Annotated in this window: 15 protein-coding genes; 8 read left to right on the top strand and 7 right to left on the bottom strand. The window is 32.7% G+C overall.

What is annotated here, in order from left to right; translation table 11 throughout:
- The first annotated feature begins 38 nt into the window (after positions 1–38).
- Complete coding sequence (locus ACZ0AH_RS04870; RefSeq protein ID WP_463474722.1) at positions 39–1,868, top strand: ABC transporter ATP-binding protein; 1,830 nt, start codon at positions 39–41, stop codon at positions 1,866–1,868.
- A gap of 133 nt (positions 1,869–2,001) precedes the next feature.
- Positions 2,002–2,703, top strand: coding sequence for a DUF2971 domain-containing protein (locus ACZ0AH_RS04865; protein ID WP_463474721.1), 702 nt, complete (start codon positions 2,002–2,004; stop codon positions 2,701–2,703).
- A 153-nt stretch (positions 2,704–2,856) separates the two neighbouring features.
- Here the strand turns inward: ACZ0AH_RS04865 and ACZ0AH_RS04860 are convergent, their stop codons facing one another.
- From ACZ0AH_RS04860 to ACZ0AH_RS04850, 3 genes are all read right to left on the bottom strand, one after another.
- Positions 2,857–3,579, bottom strand: a complete 723-nt coding sequence (locus ACZ0AH_RS04860) for a hypothetical protein (RefSeq protein ID WP_463474720.1) — start codon at positions 3,577–3,579, stop codon at positions 2,857–2,859.
- 126 nt (positions 3,580–3,705) lie between these two features.
- On the bottom strand, positions 3,706–6,171 hold the full coding sequence (locus ACZ0AH_RS04855) for a TonB-dependent receptor (protein ID WP_463474719.1): 2,466 nt from the start codon (positions 6,169–6,171) through the stop codon (positions 3,706–3,708).
- Positions 6,172–6,182: 11 nt separating this feature from the next.
- Entirely contained in the window at positions 6,183–7,877 is a 1,695-nt protein-coding gene (locus ACZ0AH_RS04850) for a M23 family metallopeptidase (protein WP_463474718.1), read from the bottom strand.
- A 180-nt stretch (positions 7,878–8,057) separates the two neighbouring features.
- Between ACZ0AH_RS04850 and ACZ0AH_RS04845 the strand changes: the two genes are divergently transcribed.
- The 3 genes from ACZ0AH_RS04845 to rny all read left to right on the top strand — a co-directional run bounded on the left by ACZ0AH_RS04845 (position 8,058) and on the right by rny (position 10,418).
- Positions 8,058–8,348 carry a hypothetical protein gene (locus tag ACZ0AH_RS04845; protein ID WP_463474717.1) on the top strand — a complete coding sequence of 97 codons (291 nt, stop codon included), beginning with the start codon at positions 8,058–8,060 and terminating at the stop codon, positions 8,346–8,348.
- Positions 8,349–8,354: 6 nt separating this feature from the next.
- Positions 8,355–8,648: a cell division protein ZapA gene (locus ACZ0AH_RS04840; protein WP_012022231.1), complete on the top strand. Its 294-nt coding sequence runs from the start codon at positions 8,355–8,357 to the stop codon at positions 8,646–8,648.
- 207 nt (positions 8,649–8,855) lie between these two features.
- Positions 8,856–10,418 carry a ribonuclease Y gene (gene rny / locus ACZ0AH_RS04835; protein WP_463474716.1) on the top strand — a complete coding sequence of 521 codons (1,563 nt, stop codon included), beginning with the start codon at positions 8,856–8,858 and terminating at the stop codon, positions 10,416–10,418.
- A 231-nt stretch (positions 10,419–10,649) separates the two neighbouring features.
- Here rny and ACZ0AH_RS04830 read toward each other — a convergent pair whose 3' ends face one another.
- The 3 genes from ACZ0AH_RS04830 to ACZ0AH_RS04820 all read right to left on the bottom strand — a co-directional run bounded on the left by ACZ0AH_RS04830 (position 10,650) and on the right by ACZ0AH_RS04820 (position 13,877).
- Positions 10,650–12,170 carry a sensor histidine kinase gene (locus ACZ0AH_RS04830; RefSeq protein WP_463474715.1) on the bottom strand — a complete coding sequence of 507 codons (1,521 nt, stop codon included), beginning with the start codon at positions 12,168–12,170 and terminating at the stop codon, positions 10,650–10,652.
- Between the two features lie 149 nt (positions 12,171–12,319).
- A complete protein-coding gene (xerD, locus tag ACZ0AH_RS04825) occupies positions 12,320–13,216 on the bottom strand; it encodes a site-specific tyrosine recombinase XerD (RefSeq protein WP_463474714.1) in 897 nt (298 codons plus the stop codon).
- 79 nt (positions 13,217–13,295) lie between these two features.
- The gene (locus tag ACZ0AH_RS04820) at positions 13,296–13,877 is read right to left on the bottom strand and encodes a porin family protein (RefSeq protein ID WP_463474713.1); all 582 of its coding nucleotides are present in this window, start codon (positions 13,875–13,877) and stop codon (positions 13,296–13,298) included.
- Positions 13,878–14,548: 671 nt separating this feature from the next.
- On the opposite strand from ACZ0AH_RS04820, the gene ACZ0AH_RS04815 reads away from it, so the two are divergent.
- From ACZ0AH_RS04815 to ACZ0AH_RS04805, 3 genes are all read left to right on the top strand, one after another.
- A complete protein-coding gene (locus tag ACZ0AH_RS04815; RefSeq protein ID WP_463474712.1) occupies positions 14,549–15,109 on the top strand; it encodes a porin family protein in 561 nt (186 codons plus the stop codon).
- A gap of 130 nt (positions 15,110–15,239) precedes the next feature.
- A complete protein-coding gene (aroQ, locus tag ACZ0AH_RS04810) occupies positions 15,240–15,653 on the top strand; it encodes a type II 3-dehydroquinate dehydratase (RefSeq protein WP_463474711.1) in 414 nt (137 codons plus the stop codon).
- Between the two features lie 171 nt (positions 15,654–15,824).
- Positions 15,825–18,314: a DUF5686 and carboxypeptidase regulatory-like domain-containing protein gene (locus ACZ0AH_RS04805; protein ID WP_463474710.1), complete on the top strand. Its 2,490-nt coding sequence runs from the start codon at positions 15,825–15,827 to the stop codon at positions 18,312–18,314.
- A gap of 301 nt (positions 18,315–18,615) precedes the next feature.
- Here ACZ0AH_RS04805 and ACZ0AH_RS04800 read toward each other — a convergent pair whose 3' ends face one another.
- Positions 18,616–19,491: a cation diffusion facilitator family transporter gene (locus tag ACZ0AH_RS04800; RefSeq protein ID WP_463474709.1), complete on the bottom strand. Its 876-nt coding sequence runs from the start codon at positions 19,489–19,491 to the stop codon at positions 18,616–18,618.
- Between the last annotated feature and the right edge of the window lie 134 nt (positions 19,492–19,625).

The raw sequence follows: 19,625 nt of genomic DNA, 5'->3' as shown, positions 1-19,625 counted from the left end.
AAACTGTCGGGTTTTAATGGTAAAAATAATAACCTATAATGAGTAATTTCAAAAAAATAGTTCCTTTCATCTATCCGTACAAAAAATACGCGTTCTTAAACATCTTTTTTAATGTTTTGTATGCGCTTTTTAGTACACTTTCTTTTATGGCATTAATTCCGATGCTTCAGGTTTTATTTGATAAAACCAAAAAGAATTTTGTTATGCCAACTTACGACGGAATCACCCATATAAAAGATTACGGGGAAAACTATTTAAGTTATTATATCACAACACACACAGATCCTAAGAACCCTGGCTTTGTACTTTCGATAATGGTTGCACTAATTATTTCGATATTTTTATTGAAAAATTTAGCCGATTACTTAGCTATGTTCTTCATCAATTTTTTGCGAAATGGTGTTTTAAGGGATATGCGAAATGCATTGTATAAAAAAACACTGGAATTACCATTAGCTTTTTATTCTGAAAAAAGAAAAGGAGATGTTATATCCAGAATTTCTGCCGATGTAAACGAGGTTCAGACTTCATTTTTAGCGATTTTAGAACTTATCGTAAAAGAGCCTTTAACTATCATTTTCACTATAGGCGCAATGTTAATTATTAGCGCCAAGCTTACCTTATTTGTATTTATTTTTATTCCTGTTTCCGGATATATTATCTCATTAATTGGAAAACAATTAAAGAAACAATCCAGTAAAGCACAACAAGAACAAGGTAGTTTTTTATCCACTATTGAAGAAACTATTGGTGGATTAAAAGTGGTAAAAGGGTATAATTCTGAAAACTATTTCAACGGTATTTTTCAAAATTCAACAGAACGTTTTTTCAAATTATCAAATAGTATCGGAAATCGTCAGAACTTAGCATCGCCTGCCAGCGAATTTATGGGAATTACAGTAATCGCAATATTACTTTGGTACGGAGGTCAAATGGTTTTGATAGAAAAAACCCTTGATGGCCCATCATTTATCGCTTATATGGGATTAGCGTATAACATTCTGACACCTGCTAAATCAATCTCGAAAGCTTCTTACGGAGTAAAAAGAGGTAATGCTGCAGCAGAACGTGTTCTTGAAATTTTAGAGCAGGAAAATACAATTACATCAAAGGATAATGCAATCGAAAAGACAACTTTTGATGATAATATTAATGTTCAGAATATTAACTTTAAATATGAAGACGAAACGGTTTTAAAAGACTTTTCTCTTAAAATTAAAAAAGGACAAACCGTTGCACTTGTTGGTCAATCCGGAAGTGGAAAAAGTACAATCGCCAACTTACTGACTCGTTTTTATGATGTAAATGACGGCACAATTTCGATTGACGGAATCAATATCAAAGACATGAATCTGCAATCACTTCGTGGTTTAATGGGATTGGTTACGCAAGACAGCATTTTATTTAATGACACTATAAAAGCTAATATTTCTTTGGGAAAATTAGACGCTACAGACGATGAGATCATTGAAGCTTTGAAAATTGCCAATGCTTTTGAGTTTGTAAAAGAATTGCCTTTAGGAATCTACACCAACATTGGCGACAGCGGAAACAAGCTTTCAGGTGGTCAAAAACAACGTTTGTCGATTGCTCGTGCGGTTTTGAAAAATCCTCCAATTATGATTTTGGACGAAGCGACATCTGCATTAGATACGGAAAGCGAGAAATTTGTTCAGATTGCTCTTGAAAACATGATGCAAAACAGAACTTCGATTGTAATTGCGCACAGACTTTCGACTATTCAAAAAGCAGATTTGATTGTCGTTATGCAAAAAGGAAAAATCGTAGAACAAGGAACTCATGATGAATTAATTGCTCATAACGGAACTTATAATAAGTTGGTTACGATGCAATCTTTTGAATCATAAATATAAAGATATATTTTAGCCACAGATTACATAGATTAACACAGATTCTTTTTTATAAAACAATGAAATAAAATCTTTTAAATCTGTGTAATCTGTGGCATTTTTTTTTAGTATAATAATTAAATCTTAAAAAATGTACCTTAACAATCCAAACATAAAACTGCCTGAAGATCCGGATACAATTGTTTGGAAATACTTAGACTTGTCTAAATTTCTTGATTTATTATTATCTAAGAAATTATTCATGTCCCGTTCTGATAAATTTGAAGATCAGTACGAAGGCACTTTTAGCGAACCTACTTTTGAGGAGATTAAAAAACTCGCTATTGACAATCCTGACTTTTTAAATTATTACAAAACGCATCGCGAAAAAGTTGCCATAAGCAGCTGGCATATTAACGAATATGAATCGTTTGCCATGTGGCAGATATTCACCCAAAATAGCGAAGGATTAGCCATTCAGTCCACTATTGGGAGATTGCAAAAAGCGCTGAAACCTGAAAATAATTTTGATCAGTATATTGGCGAAGTAAATTACATCGACTACAAAAAAGAATATATTCCGTTTGATGATTTGTTCTTTCCGTTTTTATTTAAACGAAAAAGCTTTCAATATGAACGTGAGGTTCGTATTATTACGGACACTTCAAAGAGCGATCTAAAATTAAATGACGGATTAAAAATTAATGTCAACATCAATCAATTAATTGAGAAGATATACATTCATCCAAAATCAGAAAACTGGTATAAAAAACTCGTAATTGAATTGGTGGAACGTTTAGGATTTGGTATTGAAATAGAAAAATCTGATTTGGAAAGCGATATTTTGATTTAGATTTTTTCACACAAATTAAAATGACCTTCTTTAAACTGGACTAAAGTCCAGCCCTACAATATTGATCGAGACTAACGGCTCTTTTTTTAACGGATTTTTATAATCCGTTACTCGAAAAAACTTAGCATCTTAGAGTCTTAGTATCTCAGAACCTTAAATAGGTTTATAACTCTTCACTTCCCATTTTTTAGAAGCTAAATCAATGTAGTTATAATGCAAAACATCATTTTTATCAAATTGCCCGTTTTGGTTGGTGTCTTCGATTGTTCTGAAGTATAGACGGTTTTTAGATTCAATTAAACTCCAATCAACTAATTCCTGAAAATCTTCAGAAATCTTAGTGAAATTTTCTCCGCTGATATTGCTTAAGTATAATGTTTTAATATCACCGGTATCAATTTTACCATCTTTATTGGTGTCTGCATCGGCTAAAGTATATACCATAACTTGGTTTTTGGTTCTGTCAGCAACTGTTTTTAAATAAGTAGCCGTTAAAATCAAAGCAGGTTTATCGGTCAAAGGTTTTATAGAATCTGAATCTACTTTTTGGAATTTCAAATTTTGCAAGTAACCCGTTATTTCATATTCTCCTAAATTCGAAATCGTGAAACTCAAATCGTTTACACTTGAAGATCCGTAACGGGATTTGGTTCCTTTTTCGAAAACACGCAAATCTCCAACAGGATGAATTAAATAATCCGTTCCTTCCATCTGAATGGGTAAATCAGCCACTTCTATCTGCGTTGAATCTGTTTTAGCGACAACACTTGTTTTACTGGCAGCATCATAAATTACTTTTGGCTTTTGAACTTCATCTTTACAACTTATGAATGTTGCGATGATCGATAAGGCTATATATTTTGGATAGTTTTTCATTTACAATAATTATATTCGGTTATCAAATATACCATTTTTGATTGTATTATCTATTTTTATTGAATTTTACAAAAATGAACTATTACTTTAAACGCTGAAGTTTATTTTCTTATTGCCAAATTTTTATCATAACCTCATATTCAACTTCACATTGAAAACTCTTGAGGTCATATAATTGGGAATTGCGTATTGATTTTTAGAATATACATCACGAACCCAAGTATTAGTTATGGCATTCTGATTATTGAAAAGATTGAAAACTTCCAATCCAACCGATAATTCTTTGAAGTTTTTCAACCACCTTGCTTTGGCGACTTTAGTGCTGCTATCTACAAAAACTTTGGCAAAACCAACATCTACTCTACGGTAATCATTTAGTCTGTTTTGGTATAAATACGGATCTGAATATGCCGGAGAACCTCCCGGTAAACCGGTATTATAAACTAAATTCAAATACAATTTTACACTCGGAATATTGGGCATATAATCCTGAAACAACATCGCAAATTTCAAACGCTGATCTGTAGGGCGGGCGATATATCCTTTATCTGCATAATCTTCTTCGGTTTTTAAATACCCAAAACTAATCCATGATTCTGTTCCGGGCACAAATTCTCCGTTTAATCTAAAATCTAAACCTTGCGCATATGCCGTAGCATTGTTATTGGCGACATAACGAATTCTCACATTATCAATAGAATACACATTTACATCTGAAAGTGATTTATAATATACCTCTGTAACCCATTTAAAAGGACGGCTCCACATTTTGAAATTGTAATCATTACTCAAAACAATATGCACGGATTCCTGCGCTTTTACATTTGGATTTACAACGCCGTCTAAATCACGAAGTTCTCTGTAAAATGGCGGCTGATGATATAATCCTCCGGAAATCCTGAAAACCATATCCATATCCCAATCGGGTTTTATGGCAAACTGAGCACGCGGGCTAACAACGGTCTGCATTTTTCCTTGAACTGCAGCGCCCGAAACATCCCAACTCTGAAAACGTGCCCCAATATGATACCAAATCTGACTTGAACCCAGTTCTGTTTTATTGTTCCATTGTGCGTAACCTGAAACCCTGTTGATTGTGTTGAAATTTGTGGCGCGAATATCCTGATACGGCAAAAGCGGACCTGTATACGGCTCATACGGCTGATTATTTTTAGGCAAAAGAACTATTGGAGGATTTATAGAAAATCCCGCCGAATCAATAACCTCCCACTCTACAACGCGATCCCGAATGGACTCTCTGGTATATTTTAATCCAAATTCTAATTGATTCTCTTGCCATTCTTTTAAACCTTTAATTTCTATATTGGCGATTAATGCGTCCAGATCATTTCGGGCGTGATTTAGTTGCGAACCTATTCCGCGAGTAAAATCTACATCTTCGACTCTTGTTGTTTCTTCAGAGTTTACATTTCCTAAACGATATTGTGCCAGAATATCAAAATGCTCCTGTTCTGTAGTATGAAATAAAGACCCGATTAATTTTAAAGTAAGACTTTCTGAAACTTTATAAGTTGTTTTTAAAGCCCCGAAATAAGTATCATATTTATCTTTTTCCTGACCTTCATAATACACCGCAAGTGCCATTGGCTGATCGATAGTTCCAAATCTGGTTTCGCGTGTTAAAGGCTGGTATAAATATTTGTTTTGAGAAATATTTCCTAGAAAGCTTATTTGCCACTTTTTAGAAATATCATAATTTACATTGGTCTGGATATCTGCAAATGTTGGCGTATAGTTAGTTTGTGTATCCTGACTATTGACCAATAAACTATTGTTTCGATACCGAACGCCAGTTACGGCAGACCATTTTTTATTTTTTGAAACGGCATCAACAGAAACACTTCCGCCTAATAAACTGGCTTCTAAAGATGCTCCAAACTGAGTTGGTTTTCTATAGGTAATATCTAAAACTGAAGATAATTTATCTCCAAATTTAGCCTGAAATCCTCCCGCAGAAAAATCTACATTCTGAACCAAATCTGTATTTGTAAAACTTAATCCTTCTTGCTGACCGGAACGAATTAAAAACGGGCGATACACTTCGACTTCGTTTACATAAACTAAGTTTTCATCGTAATTTCCGCCACGAACTGCATATTGTGTACTTAATTCATTATTGGAATTTACGCCTGGTAGTGTTTTTAATATATTTTCGATTCCGGCATTTGCACCCGGAATTTTCTTAATCGTTGCCGCATCAATATTTGTAATTCCCTGAACACGTTTTTTGTTTTTGGATGATACAAAAACTTCTCCCATTTGTTCTTCAGAATTGCTCATTACGGGATTAAAAACAAAGATTTCATTTGGTCTTAAACTCACCGTTAAACTCATCATTTTTAATGAAATGTGGGTAAAAATCAGAGAGATTTTTTTATTTGATGGTATTTCAATTTCGAAAAAACCATTAGAGTCTGATTGCGAAACACTTCCTGATGCAGCAATATTTACATCTGCAACCGGACGATTTTCATTATCGATAATAATACCTTTAACATGAGCATTTTGAGCAAATGAAACGCAAGTAATGCATAAAAAAAGAAAAACGAATATTAACCTGTTATTATTCAAACGTTTTGGTTTTATTTTGGTTGGCTTCTAAAAAAATGAGTTTCAAAGATAACAGAATTTCCTACATTATCAATCACTTCAATTTTTAAATCATTTGCGCCTTCGGCTAACAAAGCATCATCAAAAGTATGCGTGATTTTTCTCGTTTTATTTTCATACTCAAACAAAACCCAATTTCCGTTTAAATAACCGTTGTAGGATTTAATTCCTGATGAAGCGTCATTAATTATAAACTCAACTTTCTTTTGATCACTAATCCATTTACCCTGAATTGGTTTTACAATTTTAATAGTTGGCGGAATCGTATCTAATACCAATCCAAACTGTCCTAACGTTTTTGATTTGGCTGTAAAAACATCGCCTTTTCTAATTGTACCATTATAACTGGCACTATTTCCGCTAATTCTTCCAATAAAAAGTTTATCCCTTAACGCTTCTGCATAAGTGCTGTCTTTTATGGTAATCGTAAAGTTTGTATGAACCGGAACCGTATCATCGTGAATATAAATTCGGTTATTTTTAACATCAAAATTCAAATTAAAATCATCATAAAAAGTTCCAGCCGGAAAAAATACAGACATATTATCTTTTTCGAAATTAGAATCTTTATTCACTTTTATGAAATATTTTGACGTTACAGGTTCTGCATTTACGATTGGCGTCGCCGTATCATATTCGATTGGAACTGTGATGGAACTTAAATTTCCAAAATAATCTGAAACCTCAATTCTGTACGTTGAAGCTAAATTCGGCTCGACCGGAATAATTCCACGAAGTGAATCTGTTTTTATAATGCTCAAAGCATAAGGCGTTTTCATGAAAAGTTTTTGAACGCGCTGTCCTGATTTTTTATATTTAGCATAATCAACCAAAGCATTTACGTAACGCATTTCATCAAAAGAATACGTATTGAACTGATAATTGTAATTCTGATTTCCGTTAAAAAAAGTCGAAACATTAAAAACGCCATTTTTATTAAACGACACATCATCAAAATCTATAGCAGAAATTCCGAAACCAATTTTCCCGTTTGCTTTTACTTTACTTGCCAGATAAGTTCCGTCTTTTTGAAGCGAAACATTCAACAATAAAGGCTGTTTAGATTGATTTACGGTTGTATTATCCATTGGATATACATATAAACTTGAAATCGTTGGTTTTTTACTGTCTTTTATATTTTTATCAAATCCGAAAAATATCGGATTAATAACAAATTCCGTTTTCGTATCACGAATTTCAAAATGCAAATGTGGTCCTTCTGAAGAACCCGTATTTCCGGAAAGTGCGATTAATTGTCCTTTTGTAACCGGTAATTCGAAAGGTTTTGGGAACATTTCGATCTCATATGCCTTTTCCTGATAATGGTTTTTCTTAACATATTCCTGAATTTCGCCAACAGTCGTCTGCAAATGTCCGTATACAGAAGTGTATCCGTTTGGATGTGTTATGTAAATGCATTTTCCGTTTCCAAAAGTAGAAATTTTTATTCTCGAAACGTAGCCATCGGCAATAGCGTATACATTTAAGCCTTCTCTCTGATTGGTTTTTAAATCAAAACCGGCATGGAAATGATTGGGTCTCAACTCGCCAAAATTACCGGAAAGCTGCATTGGAATATCCAGTGGCGGACGAAAATAATCTTTTGGGTATTGCGTTTGGGCAAAAATTAAATTACAAAAAAACAGGGTAAGTATTGATAATCTCATAAGGCAACATTTTTGCTAAGATAAAGAAAATAGCTACTAAAAACGAGCAAAAAGCTACAAAAATACAATTGATTGAATTTCATCTGATTGATTATTTTTAATGTAAAAAAATCGATAAAAAATTGCATTAATAAAAAGGAATACTAACTTTGTATGATTAAGTAATGAATAGGATTTATAATGAGTGTAATTGCCGAAATAATTGATACTCTTGAATATAAAGTCGAGAAGCTCTTTGAGAAATCAAAAAGCTTGGAGAAAAACAATCAGGTTTTACGATTAGAACTAGCCAAAGCTGCGCAAATTATCCAGAAACAATCTGAAGAAATGGAAGCTTTGAGAAAGCAATATGATACACTTAAAATAGCCAATTCGTTGCTCGGCAGCGACAATAACAAGAGAGAGACTAAGCTTAAAATAAATTCATTAATTCGCGAAATTGATTACTGTATAGCACAACTATCAGATTAGTAAAACATGGACGGAAAGCTGAGAATTAAAATATCAATTGCAGACAGAGTTTACCCGTTAACGGTTGAACCAGCTCAGGAAGAAGGACTTAGAAGTGCTTCTAAAAAAATTGATGCTATGATTAAGCAATTCGAAGAAAGTTACGCGGTTCGTGACAAACAAGATGTTCTGGCTATGTGTGCCTTGCAATTTGCATCACAAGTAGAACAAAAACAAATTGATAATGCAATCGATGGCGAAGAAACCATCGAAAGAATTAAAAGATTAAATTCGCTATTAGATCAATATCTCGAAAATTAAACGTTCTTTACATAAACTAAGATACTGCCTACATTAGTTCACAATTGGTAAACTCAACACTAACAATTTAGAATGAGCAAATCGTCGCTACTATAGTATGCCATGCTTCGGCTTGGAAACTTGAACAGTGAGTTAGCTCAAAACTTGTCTTTACGAGTTTATTCAAGCAATTAATGTAGGCTTTTTTATATATAAATTTTAACAAACATGGACATAATAACGATCATTATTTCAGGCATTGTAGGTATTGCAGCAGGTTTTGCAATAGCTAAAATCATCGAAAAAAGCAATATTTCTAATCTAATCAAAAACGCAAAAAAAGAAGCAGCTTCCATATTAAAAGATGCTAATTTAGAAGCAGAAAATATTAAAAAAGATAAAATCCTTCAGGCAAAAGAGAAATTTATCGAATTAAAATCAGAACACGAACAGGTTATTTTAGCAAGGGATAAAAAAGTCGCTGAAGTAGAAAAAAGAGTTCGTGATAAAGAATCTCAAATTTCTAATGAGCTTTCGAAAGCTAAAAAGGTAAATGACGATTTTGAAGCTAAAACACAAGAATACAATAACAAAATTGAAGTTTTAGACAAAAAACAAGCAGAAGTTGACAAATTACACAAAAGCCAGTTACAACAGCTTGAAGTAATTTCTGGGCTTTCTGCCGAAGAAGCAAAAGAGCAATTAGTAGAAGGTTTAAAAGCCGAAGCTAAAAGCAAAGCAATGTCGCATATTCAGGATACTATTGAAGAAGCGAAACTTACTGCACAGCAAGAAGCGAAGAAAATTATCATCAACACAATTCAAAGAGTTGGAACTGAAGAAGCAGTTGAAAATTGCGTTTCGGTTTTCAACATTGAATCTGATGATGTAAAAGGTAGAATTATTGGTCGTGAAGGTCGTAACATTAGAGCCCTAGAAGCTGCAACGGGAGTAGAAATCATTGTTGATGATACACCGGAAGCTATTATACTTTCTTGTTTTGACCCTGTTCGTAGAGAAATTGCCCGTTTGTCATTGCACAAATTAGTAACTGACGGACGTATTCACCCAGCTCGTATTGAAGAAGTTGTTGCAAAAACAGCGAAACAAATCGACGACGAAATTGTTGAAGTTGGTAAACGTACGGTTATTGACTTAGGAATTCACGGTTTACATCCTGAATTAATTAAAGTTGTAGGTAGAATGAAATACCGTTCTTCTTACGGACAAAACTTATTGCAGCACTCCAGAGAGGTTTCTAAACTTTGTGGTATTATGGCTGCCGAATTAGGCTTAAACGTAAAACTGGCAAAAAGAGCTGGTTTACTTCACGATATTGGTAAAGTTCCGGATACTGAAAGTGATTTACCTCACGCATTATTAGGAATGCAATGGGCGGAGAAATATGGTGAGAAAGAAGAAGTTTGCAACGCAATTGGAGCCCACCACGACGAGATTGAAATGAAATCATTACTTTCTCCAATCGTTCAGGTTTGTGATGCTATTTCAGGTGCAAGACCAGGTGCAAGACGCCAGGTTTTAGATTCATATATTCAACGTTTGAAAGATCTTGAAGAAGTGGCTTACGGTTTTAGCGGTGTAAAAAATGCATACGCAATTCAGGCTGGTAGAGAACTTCGTGTAATTGTAGAAAGCGAAAAAGTTTCTGATGATAATGCAGCGAACTTATCTTTCGAGATTTCACAAAAAATTCAAACTGAAATGACTTATCCGGGTCAGGTAAAAGTTACAGTAATTAGAGAAACAAGAGCCGTAAATATTGCGAAATAATCTCTTTTCCTTATAAAAAACAAAGGCTATCTTAACGGATAGCCTTTGTTTTTTCATGTCAGCATCACCAGTCTTACTACTATCCAGAAATTTTAGCTTATTTTAAATATAGCCCGCGGTTTTAACCGTGGGGACATAGATCATTAATGGATTGCGCTCCAACGGTTGAAACCGTTGGCTATGTTATATAAATGGTGTTTATATCAATCTTTATCGAGAAACTATTAACTGTTAAACATCATTAAACACGATTTTAAAACTCGTCCCCACGCCTACTTCACTTTCTACAGAAATAGTTCCTTTCATTGCCTCGATTTGATTTCTGGTAATATAAAGTCCAATTCCGCGGGCTTCCTCATGTTTATGAAATGTTTTATACATTCCGAATAATAAATCGCCATAAACCGCCAAATCAATCCCTAAACCATTATCTGTAATCTTCAGGGATTTATAACCTTCTGGTTCAATCGAAAAATCAAAAACAACAACAGGATCACGATCCGGATGCGCATATTTTATAGCATTTGTTGCAAAATTCAGTAAAACACTTTCAAGATAAGCCGGATTAAAATTAATGGTCAAATACTTAGGAACATTATTAATAATCTTAACATTAGTCTGCTTGTCATATCCTTTTATTGTTGAAATCGTTTTCTCGATATACTCGCAAAGATTCAAAGGCGCCACAGCAATATTGATATTACTTTGTGTTTTTACGATCTGGGTTAAATTAGAAATCGTCTCATTTAAATCGTTAGAAACGGTTCGCAAATGTTCCAGCATTTCGTTAATCGTTTGCTTATCAACATCAGCATCTATAAAATCTAAAATCGATTTTATATTTCCAGCCTGAGTATTTAAATTATGTGAAACGATATGCGAAAAATTAACCAATCGGCTATTTTGATCGCTGTACAATTTCATCGTTTTTATAAGTTCTAACTCTTTTTCTTTTTGCAGCGAAACATCGGTATGCGTTCCTATAACGCGTAATGGCTTCCCATTTTCGTCTCTTTTTATAACTTTTCCTCTGTCTAAAATCCACTTATAATTACCGCTCGAAGTCATAACGCGGTGGTAATTTTCATAATATGGAATCTTATTATCAAAATGTTCCTGAATATCCGAATAGTATTTTGGAAGATCATCCGGATGTACAATTTTATCCCAACGTTCCGGATCATCAAATATATCTGTTGATTCTAATTCTAAAATTTTTAATGATAACGAAGAATAAAAAACAGTATTGGTAACCATATCCCAATCCCAAATACCGGCTGTAGAAGCTTCAAGCGCAAACTGAAAGCGCTCTTCTGAAATGCGGAGTTTTTCTTCTTTATCTTTCAGATCTGTAATATCAGAAACGTGCCCGAAGAAACTAACTTTTCCATCAGAAGACAATTCTGTTTTAGAAGAAATTTTAAACCAGCGCAATCCTTTTTTAGGTAAAATAGCCCTAAATTCAACTTCCCAGGGTTTTATTTCTCTTTTTGCTTTTACTAAGGACTGAAAAAAGAGTTCACGATCCTGTGGAAAAATTCGTTCGTAAATAATTAATTTACTCTCATTTGAAAATGCATCGCAGGTAAGTTCAAAAATTTCATCAGCAGATTTACTGACTAAGGGAAAAGAATAATTATTATCGCGATCTATAACAAACTGAAAAAGCAAATCTGGCATTTCAGCTAATAATTTTTTATAAAAATTATTTACTTTTAAGCAATCCTCATTTTCATATAAATCAAAAACCATATGCCACTTATTTATGTAAATTGGATCAAAATAATACTTTTAATAAAAATGAGTATCAACTCAAATTTATATTTATTTATTCTTATTAATACAAAATATCATACAAGATATTAATTTTTGCTTTTAAAATGACGGCTCCGCAAAAAAAATTATTTTCTGGGATGAAAAGAATGCATCACTTCTTTTAAAAAACTTCTGTCTAAATGTACATAAATTTCGGTTGTTGTGATCGATTCGTGTCCCAACATTAATTGAATCGATCTTAAATCGGCACCATTTTCGAGTAAATGTGTTGCAAAAGAATGTCGTAAAGTATGCGGACTTATATTTTTATTTAAATTAATTTTTACTGCGAGATCTTTTATAATGGTAAAAATCATGGCACGTGTGAGCTGATTTCCTCTACGATTTAAAAATAAAGTATCTTCATGACCTTTTTTAATAGTGAGATTTACACGAACTTCTTTTTGGTAAATCTGCATGTATTTCTGAGTCAATTTTCCAATAGGAACAAAACGTTCTTTATTCCCTTTTCCGGTAATTTTGATAAAGCCTTCATCAAAAAACAGATCTGATATTTTAAGCGACACCAATTCTGAAACCCGAAGTCCACAGCCATATAAGGTTTCTAACATGGCGCGATTTCGTTCGCCTTCGTTAGAACTTAAATCTATGGCAGCAATTAAAGCGTCTATTTCTTTAATGGATAACGTATCCGGTAATTTCCGGCCGGTTTTAGGAGATTCTATTAATTCTAATGGGCTGTCATTTCTATAATCTTCAAAAATCAAATAACTAAAAAAGCTTTTTAATCCGGAAATAATTCGTGCCTGAGAACGCGGATTTACTTCTTTTGAAACCGAATAAATAAATTGCTGAACCGTTTCATCCGTTATTTTAATCGGAGAAACATCTATCTGATTGGTTTCTAAAAAAAGACACAATCGCTCAATATCAAAACTGTAATTCTCGATTGTATTTTTAGACAAACCTCTTTCGATTCGCAAATAAGATTGATAATCTTTTATGTATCTACTCCAATTCATAGCTACAAAGTAAAACAATTTTTAGGCATAAAAAAACCTTCCTGAATTAGGAAGGTTTTAAATATTTTAAAAAAGCAGATTAGAATTTATATGCTAAAGACAATGCAAGATTACTGTTTTTTGCACTGTCATAATAATCGTCTGCATTATCAATATCTTCATCAGAAAGAGGAGATAAACCAATAGTATAACGAAGACCTACTGAAAGATTATCGGTGAAATTATACCCAGCTCCTATATTAAAACCAAAATCTGCTGATCTGGTAAAATCTTTAATATCATCACCTTCAGCTTTAGCTGACAATAAAACACCTAATTGTGGTCCTGCTTCAACACTAAATTTATTATCTATGATATAATACTTAGCCAATACCGGAATATTCAAATAATTCAGTTTAATATCAGCATCCGTCCCAAAAGGACCATCAACTTTAGTTCCTTGAGTGGAGAATAAAAGCTCTGGTTGAATAAAAAATTTCTGAACAACATGAATTTCTGCAAAACCTCCAACATGGAAGCCTACTAAAGATTTCGTGTTTTCAACTTCTCCTCCAACAACAGTTGAAATATTTAAGCCCCCTTTTACTCCAAATCTTGTCTTTTGAGCATTAGTAAATCCAAATGCCATTACTGCTAAAGCAGTTAAAATAATTTTTCTCATATTATTTGTTTGGTTTAAAATTAATAATCAAATATAAAAATATACTTAATAAAAATTTATTTGCATTTTAACAAATAAAGTGGTAATTGAAGTGAAAGTCCTATTAAAACTAAACTTTAGCATCAAACATTTAAACTAATCTAATAAAAAAAGCCTCCCTAATTAAAGAAAGGCCCTAAACATATTTCTGTTTTATTTAATTACAATACCACAAACATAACAACGACACAGCCGAATAAGATCATTTAAAAAATAAAAAAATATTAGAATAAGACATAAAAAAACCTTTCTAAAAATTCAGAAAGGTTTTAAGGAAAATCACTTCCGTATGGAAAAGAAAACTGTATTGCAAAATTTAAAAACATCATTCTAATGGTAGTAAAAATAATGTACTTTTAATTTCACAACACAACAAACATAGCTATTTTCTTATGAAAAAATTCCACTAAAAGAAAATTAAATATCAGAATAAGACATAATTACATCTAAAAAAAGAAACTGATTTTCAGATTCCTTAACGTTAAAATAGAAGGTAAACAGTCGCAAATAAGGAATAAGTGGGAATTTTATTAATTATTTAAAACAGGATACAAAACAATAAATCCATTATTCTGTAGTTTTGATTTATATAATAACATTAAAAACGGATACCAAACTTTAAAAACATTTTTATGAAAAAAATATTTTTAGCAGCTGTACTGTTCATCGCAACATCAGCTACAATGCACGCACAATTATTACAATTTGGAGTAAAAGCAGGGGTAAATTTTGCAAGTCAAACAGGCGATGCTTATATGCAGGGAGTAGCATTTGATAAAGAAGGAATCACCAGTTATCATGCAGGTCTTGTTGCAGAAATTAAATTATTAGACAAATTCTCTGTTCAACCGGAGCTTTTATACTCAACTCAGGGAGCAACTTACAAAAATGCGGTAGACGAATTCAAAAATGAGTTGGGGTATTTATCTATTCCTGTAATGGCAAAATTTTATTTAACTGATTCATTTAGCCTTGAAGTTGGACCACAAGCTTCTTTCTTATTAAGCGAAAAAAATGATTTTGATGTTAAAGATGCTGAAACTTTCGAATTTGGTCTTAATGCCGGATTAGGATTTAAGCTAACCAAAAACTTCTTTATTCAAGGTCGTTATGGCTTAGGATTAACGGAAGCTTCAAAAAATGCAGATGTTAAAAATTCAACAGTACAAATATCCGCTGGATTTATGTTCTAAAAAGAATATCACATACTTTTATAAAAACCGTTCTATTAATTAGAACGGTTTTTTTATTTTTACATTCTTGTGAAATGTCTCTGTGAAATGTAAAATGGATTCAAAAACACTATAATATAATTAATCATTTATGAAAATCGCTATTATCAACGGACCCAATTTGAATCTTTTAGGAAAAAGAGAACCTGAAGTTTACGGAAGTCAAACTTTTGAAGATTATTTTGAAACGTTGCAAAAATCTTATCCTAACATTGAACTTTCGTATTACCAAAGTAATATTGAAGGCGAATTGATTGGAAAAATTCAGGAATACGGTTTTTCTTTTGACGGAATTATTTTAAATGCCGGCGCTTATACGCACACTTCAATTGGTTTGGGCGATGCCATAAAAGCGGTTACAACTCCGGTTATCGAAGTTCATATTTCGAATACATATGCACGCGAAAGTTTCAGACATCAATCGTATTTGTCAGGAAATGCAAAAGGTGTTATTTTAGGTTTTGGATTAAAAAGTTATGAATTGGCGATTCAGGCATTCTTATAAAATAAGTAAACGAATGTTATCCTGAGCGGAGTCGAAGGGCGCTCCAATTGGAACGTGAGCTTCGACTCCGCTCAGCCTGACAAAAGGGTTCTTCTAAAACAATTACAATTTAACAAATTATTAATAGCCACGTTTTTTACTTATTCTATTTTTGTGAGAGAAAAAGCTTTCATGAAAAACTATACTTTACTCGCCTTTTTATTTTTTTCGCTTTCCAACTTCGCTCAAATCAAAGGAACTATTACCGATGATAAAGGAAATCCGCTGCCATTTGTTTCAGTTTTTGAGGAAAATACCTATACCGGAACAACATCTAACGAACAGGGAAAATACCAACTTAATGTAAAAGAAATTGGTAAAGACAAAATCGTTTTTCAATACTTAGGATTTAAAACGCAAAAAATAACTGTTTCACCAGATTCAAAAACAATTACTTTAAACATTGTAATGCAGGAAGAAAGTTTTGCATTAAATGAAGTTGTAATTGATCCAAAAAATAATCCTGCCAATGCGATTATAAAAAGTGCAATTGCAAACAAAAAAGAAAACTCCGGAAAAGCTGCAAGATATACTGCCGACTTTTATTCGAAGGGAATGTTTAAAATCAAAGATTTACCCAAGAAAATAATGGGAATGAAGGTTGATATTGGCGATGATATGGCGTCTAACTTAGATTCGACCGGAACAGGAATTTTATATTTATCAGAAACCATTTCGAAAATTTCATTTGAAAAACCCAATAAGCTAAAAGAGAAAATTATTGCCTCAAAAATATCAGGAAACAACCGTGGATATAGTTATAACACAGCCACATTATCTACTTATGATTTTTATGACAATACTTTGGAATTCAATATAAACCTCATTTCGCCTATTGCCGATAATGCTTTCAATTATTATAAATACAAACTCGAAGGAACTTTTTTTGACGATAATAATCAACAGATATTCAAAATAAAAGTAACGCCAAAACGCGATAAAGAACCTGTTTTTGAAGGTTATATTTATATTGTAGATGACAGTTACGCTATTTATGCCATAGATTTGAATATAAAAGGTTACCGAATGAAAAATGAATTTACTGAAATTATGACCTTAAAACAGAGTTTCAGTTATAATTCTAAAAATAAAATCTGGTCGAAAAATGCGCAAACGCTTTCATTTAATGCCGGTGCTTTTGGAGTGAAATTCTCCGGAAAATTCAATTATATTTATTCGAATTATGAATTTCCGGCTTCATTTGAAAAGAAAACTTTCGGAAATGAAATCGTTGCTTTTGAAGCAAATGCCAATAAAAAAGATGATACTTTCTGGAATGAAATTCGCCCAATTCCGTTAACTATTGAAGAAAGCAACGATTACACCAAAAAAGACAGTCTGCAAACTATTAGAAAATCTCAAAAATATACCGATTCTGTTGATGCAAAAAACAACAAATTCAAGATTTGGGATGTTATAATGGGGTATGAAAACAAAAATACGTTCAAAAAACATTCTTTTGAATATAAAGGATTATTAAACTTATCGTCTTTGAGTTTTAATACGGTTCAGGGATTTAATTTAGATTCTGGTTTTTCATTTAAGAAATGGAATGAAGAACAAGGAAAATCGACTTCGATAAGTACTACTTTTAATTATGGTTTTTCGGATGATCGTTTTCGTGTTACTGGCCAATTCAGTCATAAATTTAATAATATCAATTACGCTACAATTGGAGTTTCGGGAGGAACAAAAGTTGCGCAGTTTAATAGTGCCGAACCTATAAGCAAGTTCATAAATTCTATAAGTTCTTTGTTTTTTAAAGACAATTATATGAAGTTGTACAATTTAGAATTTGCTCAGGTTAATTATGCCCAAGATGTTGCAAACGGAATAAACCTGAATGCAAAAGTAGGTTACGAACAGCGAAAACCTCTTATTAATACAACTGATTACTCTTTCTTTAAAAGGAATGATATTTATTCTTCAAACAATCCGCTTGCGCCAAATGACTTTGATGCTCAGGCTTTTGATCCTCATCATTTATTTAAAGCTGCTTTAACTGCGCGAATTAATTTTGGAAATAAATACATTTCAAGACCTGACGGAAGATATAATTTTAAAGATGATAAATATCCAACAATATTTTTAGCCTTTGAAAAAGCATTTGCAGCAAGTCAAAAAAAATATGAGTTTGAACGCATCGGAGCTTCTGTACAATATGATTTATCGTTAGATAATAAAGGAATTCTGGGAATGAATTTCAGAGCTGGAAAGTTCTTTAATGCCGAGAATATTTCGTTCATCGATTACAGGCATTTTAACGGAAACCAAACTCATATTGGTACAAGTGATCGTTATCTGAATGTTTTTAATTTAATGCCGTATTATGCAAATAGTACAAATGACAGTTATTTTGAAAATCACTTGGAATATAATGATACGGGATTTATTATGAATAAAATTCCATTATTGAATCTCTTAAAATCAACTATGAATATTGGATTTCATTCATTGGCAATTCCGGACAGAAAACCATATTCTGAATTTACTGTTGGTTTAGATAATCTGGGTTTTGGCAAGTTTAAATTATTCAGATTGGATTATGTACATTCTTATCAAGGCGGAATTCAGCAAAATGGAGTTGTTTTAGGAATGAAGATTTTGAATGTATTAGACTAAGTTGCTGAGATACTGAGATGCTAAGTTGAAATTCTTTGCGGGTTCTCGACTCCGCTCGAACTGACAAAACACTTAAAGGCTTAAACATCTAACTTATCCAAGTTTGCGTTAGGGATAGAAGCGATATCTTTTTATTTTTTCCTTTAAAAATAAAAGATATCGCGGATAGCGTCGACCGCCGCGGCGGAGAACGTCCAAATAAAAAATCCGCTTACTCCAATAGAATAAACGGATTTTATTTTTTTTTAATTGCTAAAGAAACCTCAGCAACTCAGAACCTCAGCAACTTAGAAGCTTTTTTTCAATGATAATCATCTGGTTCAATATGAATCAAAATATTCCCTAATTGAGGTATTTGTTCCCTTAAAGTATCTTGTAGTTTATGTGATAAATCGTGCCCTTCTTTTACAGAAATTTTTGCCGAAACTATAGCATGAAGATCAACATGATATTTCATTCCTGCTTTACGGATAAAACATTTTTCGGTTCCAAGAATACCTTCAACAGTTAAGGATTTTATACGAATTTCTTCGACTAAATCATCATTTAGATTTTCGTCCATAATTTCGCCAAGCGCAGGTCTAAAAATTTTGTAACTGTTATATAAGATAAAAAAAGCAGCAAAAAGTGCCGCCCAATCATCTGCTGATTCATACCCTTTTCCCATAATCAGCGCAATTGAAATCCCAATAAATGCTGCTACTGAAGTAATCGCATCACTACGATGATGCCAGGCATCTGCTGCAAGAGAAGAACTATTTGTTTCTTTGCTTCGTTTCATTACCAAACGAAACGAATATTCTTTCCATATAATTATAGCGCCCAAAATGTATAAAGTCCACGATTTCGGCAAAGCATGTGAAGTCTGGATATTCGCAATACTTTCATACCCAATAATTGTTGCCGAAGTAATTAAAAATCCAACTACCAAAAAGGTAATTAAAGGTTCGGCGCGGCCATGTCCATAAGGATGATTTTCATCAGGAGGTTTGTTAGAATACTTGATTCCGAATAAAACCAAACAAGACGAAAATATGTCTGCTGTTGATTCTATTGCATCTGCAATCAAGGCGTAAGAATTGCCAAAAAAACCTGCCAAGCCTTTTATAACGGCTAAGCAGGTGTTTCCAACTATACTAAAGATAGTAGCTTTTACAGCTTTTTGTTCATCTGTCATGTAGACTATTTTTTTTCGCCACGAATTCACGAATTAAACAACTCTTAATTTATAGAATTCAATTACACGAATTTTATTTAAAAAATTAATGCAATAAAGCACCATCTTAATCTTCGTTTAATTCGTGAATTCGT

It is taken from the genome of Flavobacterium sp. AC105 (assembly GCF_979258495.1).
The sequence above is the reverse complement of the archived record's forward strand: the minus strand, read 5'-3'. Positions and strand labels throughout refer to the sequence as shown.

Bases quoted from the DNA above. Each gene is read 5' to 3' on its own strand.
- ACZ0AH_RS04815 (WP_463474712.1), top strand. From the start codon at position 14,549: ATGAAAAAAATATTTTTAGCAGCTGTACTGTTCATCGCAACATCAGCT.
- rny (WP_463474716.1), top strand. From the start codon at position 8,856: ATGGACATAATAACGATCATTATTTCAGGCATTGTAGGTATTGCAGCA.
- aroQ (WP_463474711.1), top strand. From the start codon at position 15,240: ATGAAAATCGCTATTATCAACGGACCCAATTTGAATCTTTTAGGAAAA.
- ACZ0AH_RS04840 (WP_012022231.1), top strand. From the start codon at position 8,355: ATGGACGGAAAGCTGAGAATTAAAATATCAATTGCAGACAGAGTTTAC.
- ACZ0AH_RS04860 (WP_463474720.1), bottom strand. From the start codon at position 3,579: ATGAAAAACTATCCAAAATATATAGCCTTATCGATCATCGCAACATTC.
- ACZ0AH_RS04865 (WP_463474721.1), top strand. From the start codon at position 2,002: ATGTACCTTAACAATCCAAACATAAAACTGCCTGAAGATCCGGATACA.
- ACZ0AH_RS04830 (WP_463474715.1), bottom strand. From the start codon at position 12,170: ATGGTTTTTGATTTATATGAAAATGAGGATTGCTTAAAAGTAAATAAT.
- xerD (WP_463474714.1), bottom strand. From the start codon at position 13,216: ATGAATTGGAGTAGATACATAAAAGATTATCAATCTTATTTGCGAATC.
- ACZ0AH_RS04845 (WP_463474717.1), top strand. From the start codon at position 8,058: ATGAGTGTAATTGCCGAAATAATTGATACTCTTGAATATAAAGTCGAG.
- ACZ0AH_RS04870 (WP_463474722.1), top strand. From the start codon at position 39: ATGAGTAATTTCAAAAAAATAGTTCCTTTCATCTATCCGTACAAAAAA.
- ACZ0AH_RS04820 (WP_463474713.1), bottom strand. From the start codon at position 13,877: ATGAGAAAAATTATTTTAACTGCTTTAGCAGTAATGGCATTTGGATTT.
- ACZ0AH_RS04800 (WP_463474709.1), bottom strand. From the start codon at position 19,491: ATGACAGATGAACAAAAAGCTGTAAAAGCTACTATCTTTAGTATAGTT.
- ACZ0AH_RS04850 (WP_463474718.1), bottom strand. From the start codon at position 7,877: ATGAGATTATCAATACTTACCCTGTTTTTTTGTAATTTAATTTTTGCC.
- ACZ0AH_RS04805 (WP_463474710.1), top strand. From the start codon at position 15,825: ATGAAAAACTATACTTTACTCGCCTTTTTATTTTTTTCGCTTTCCAAC.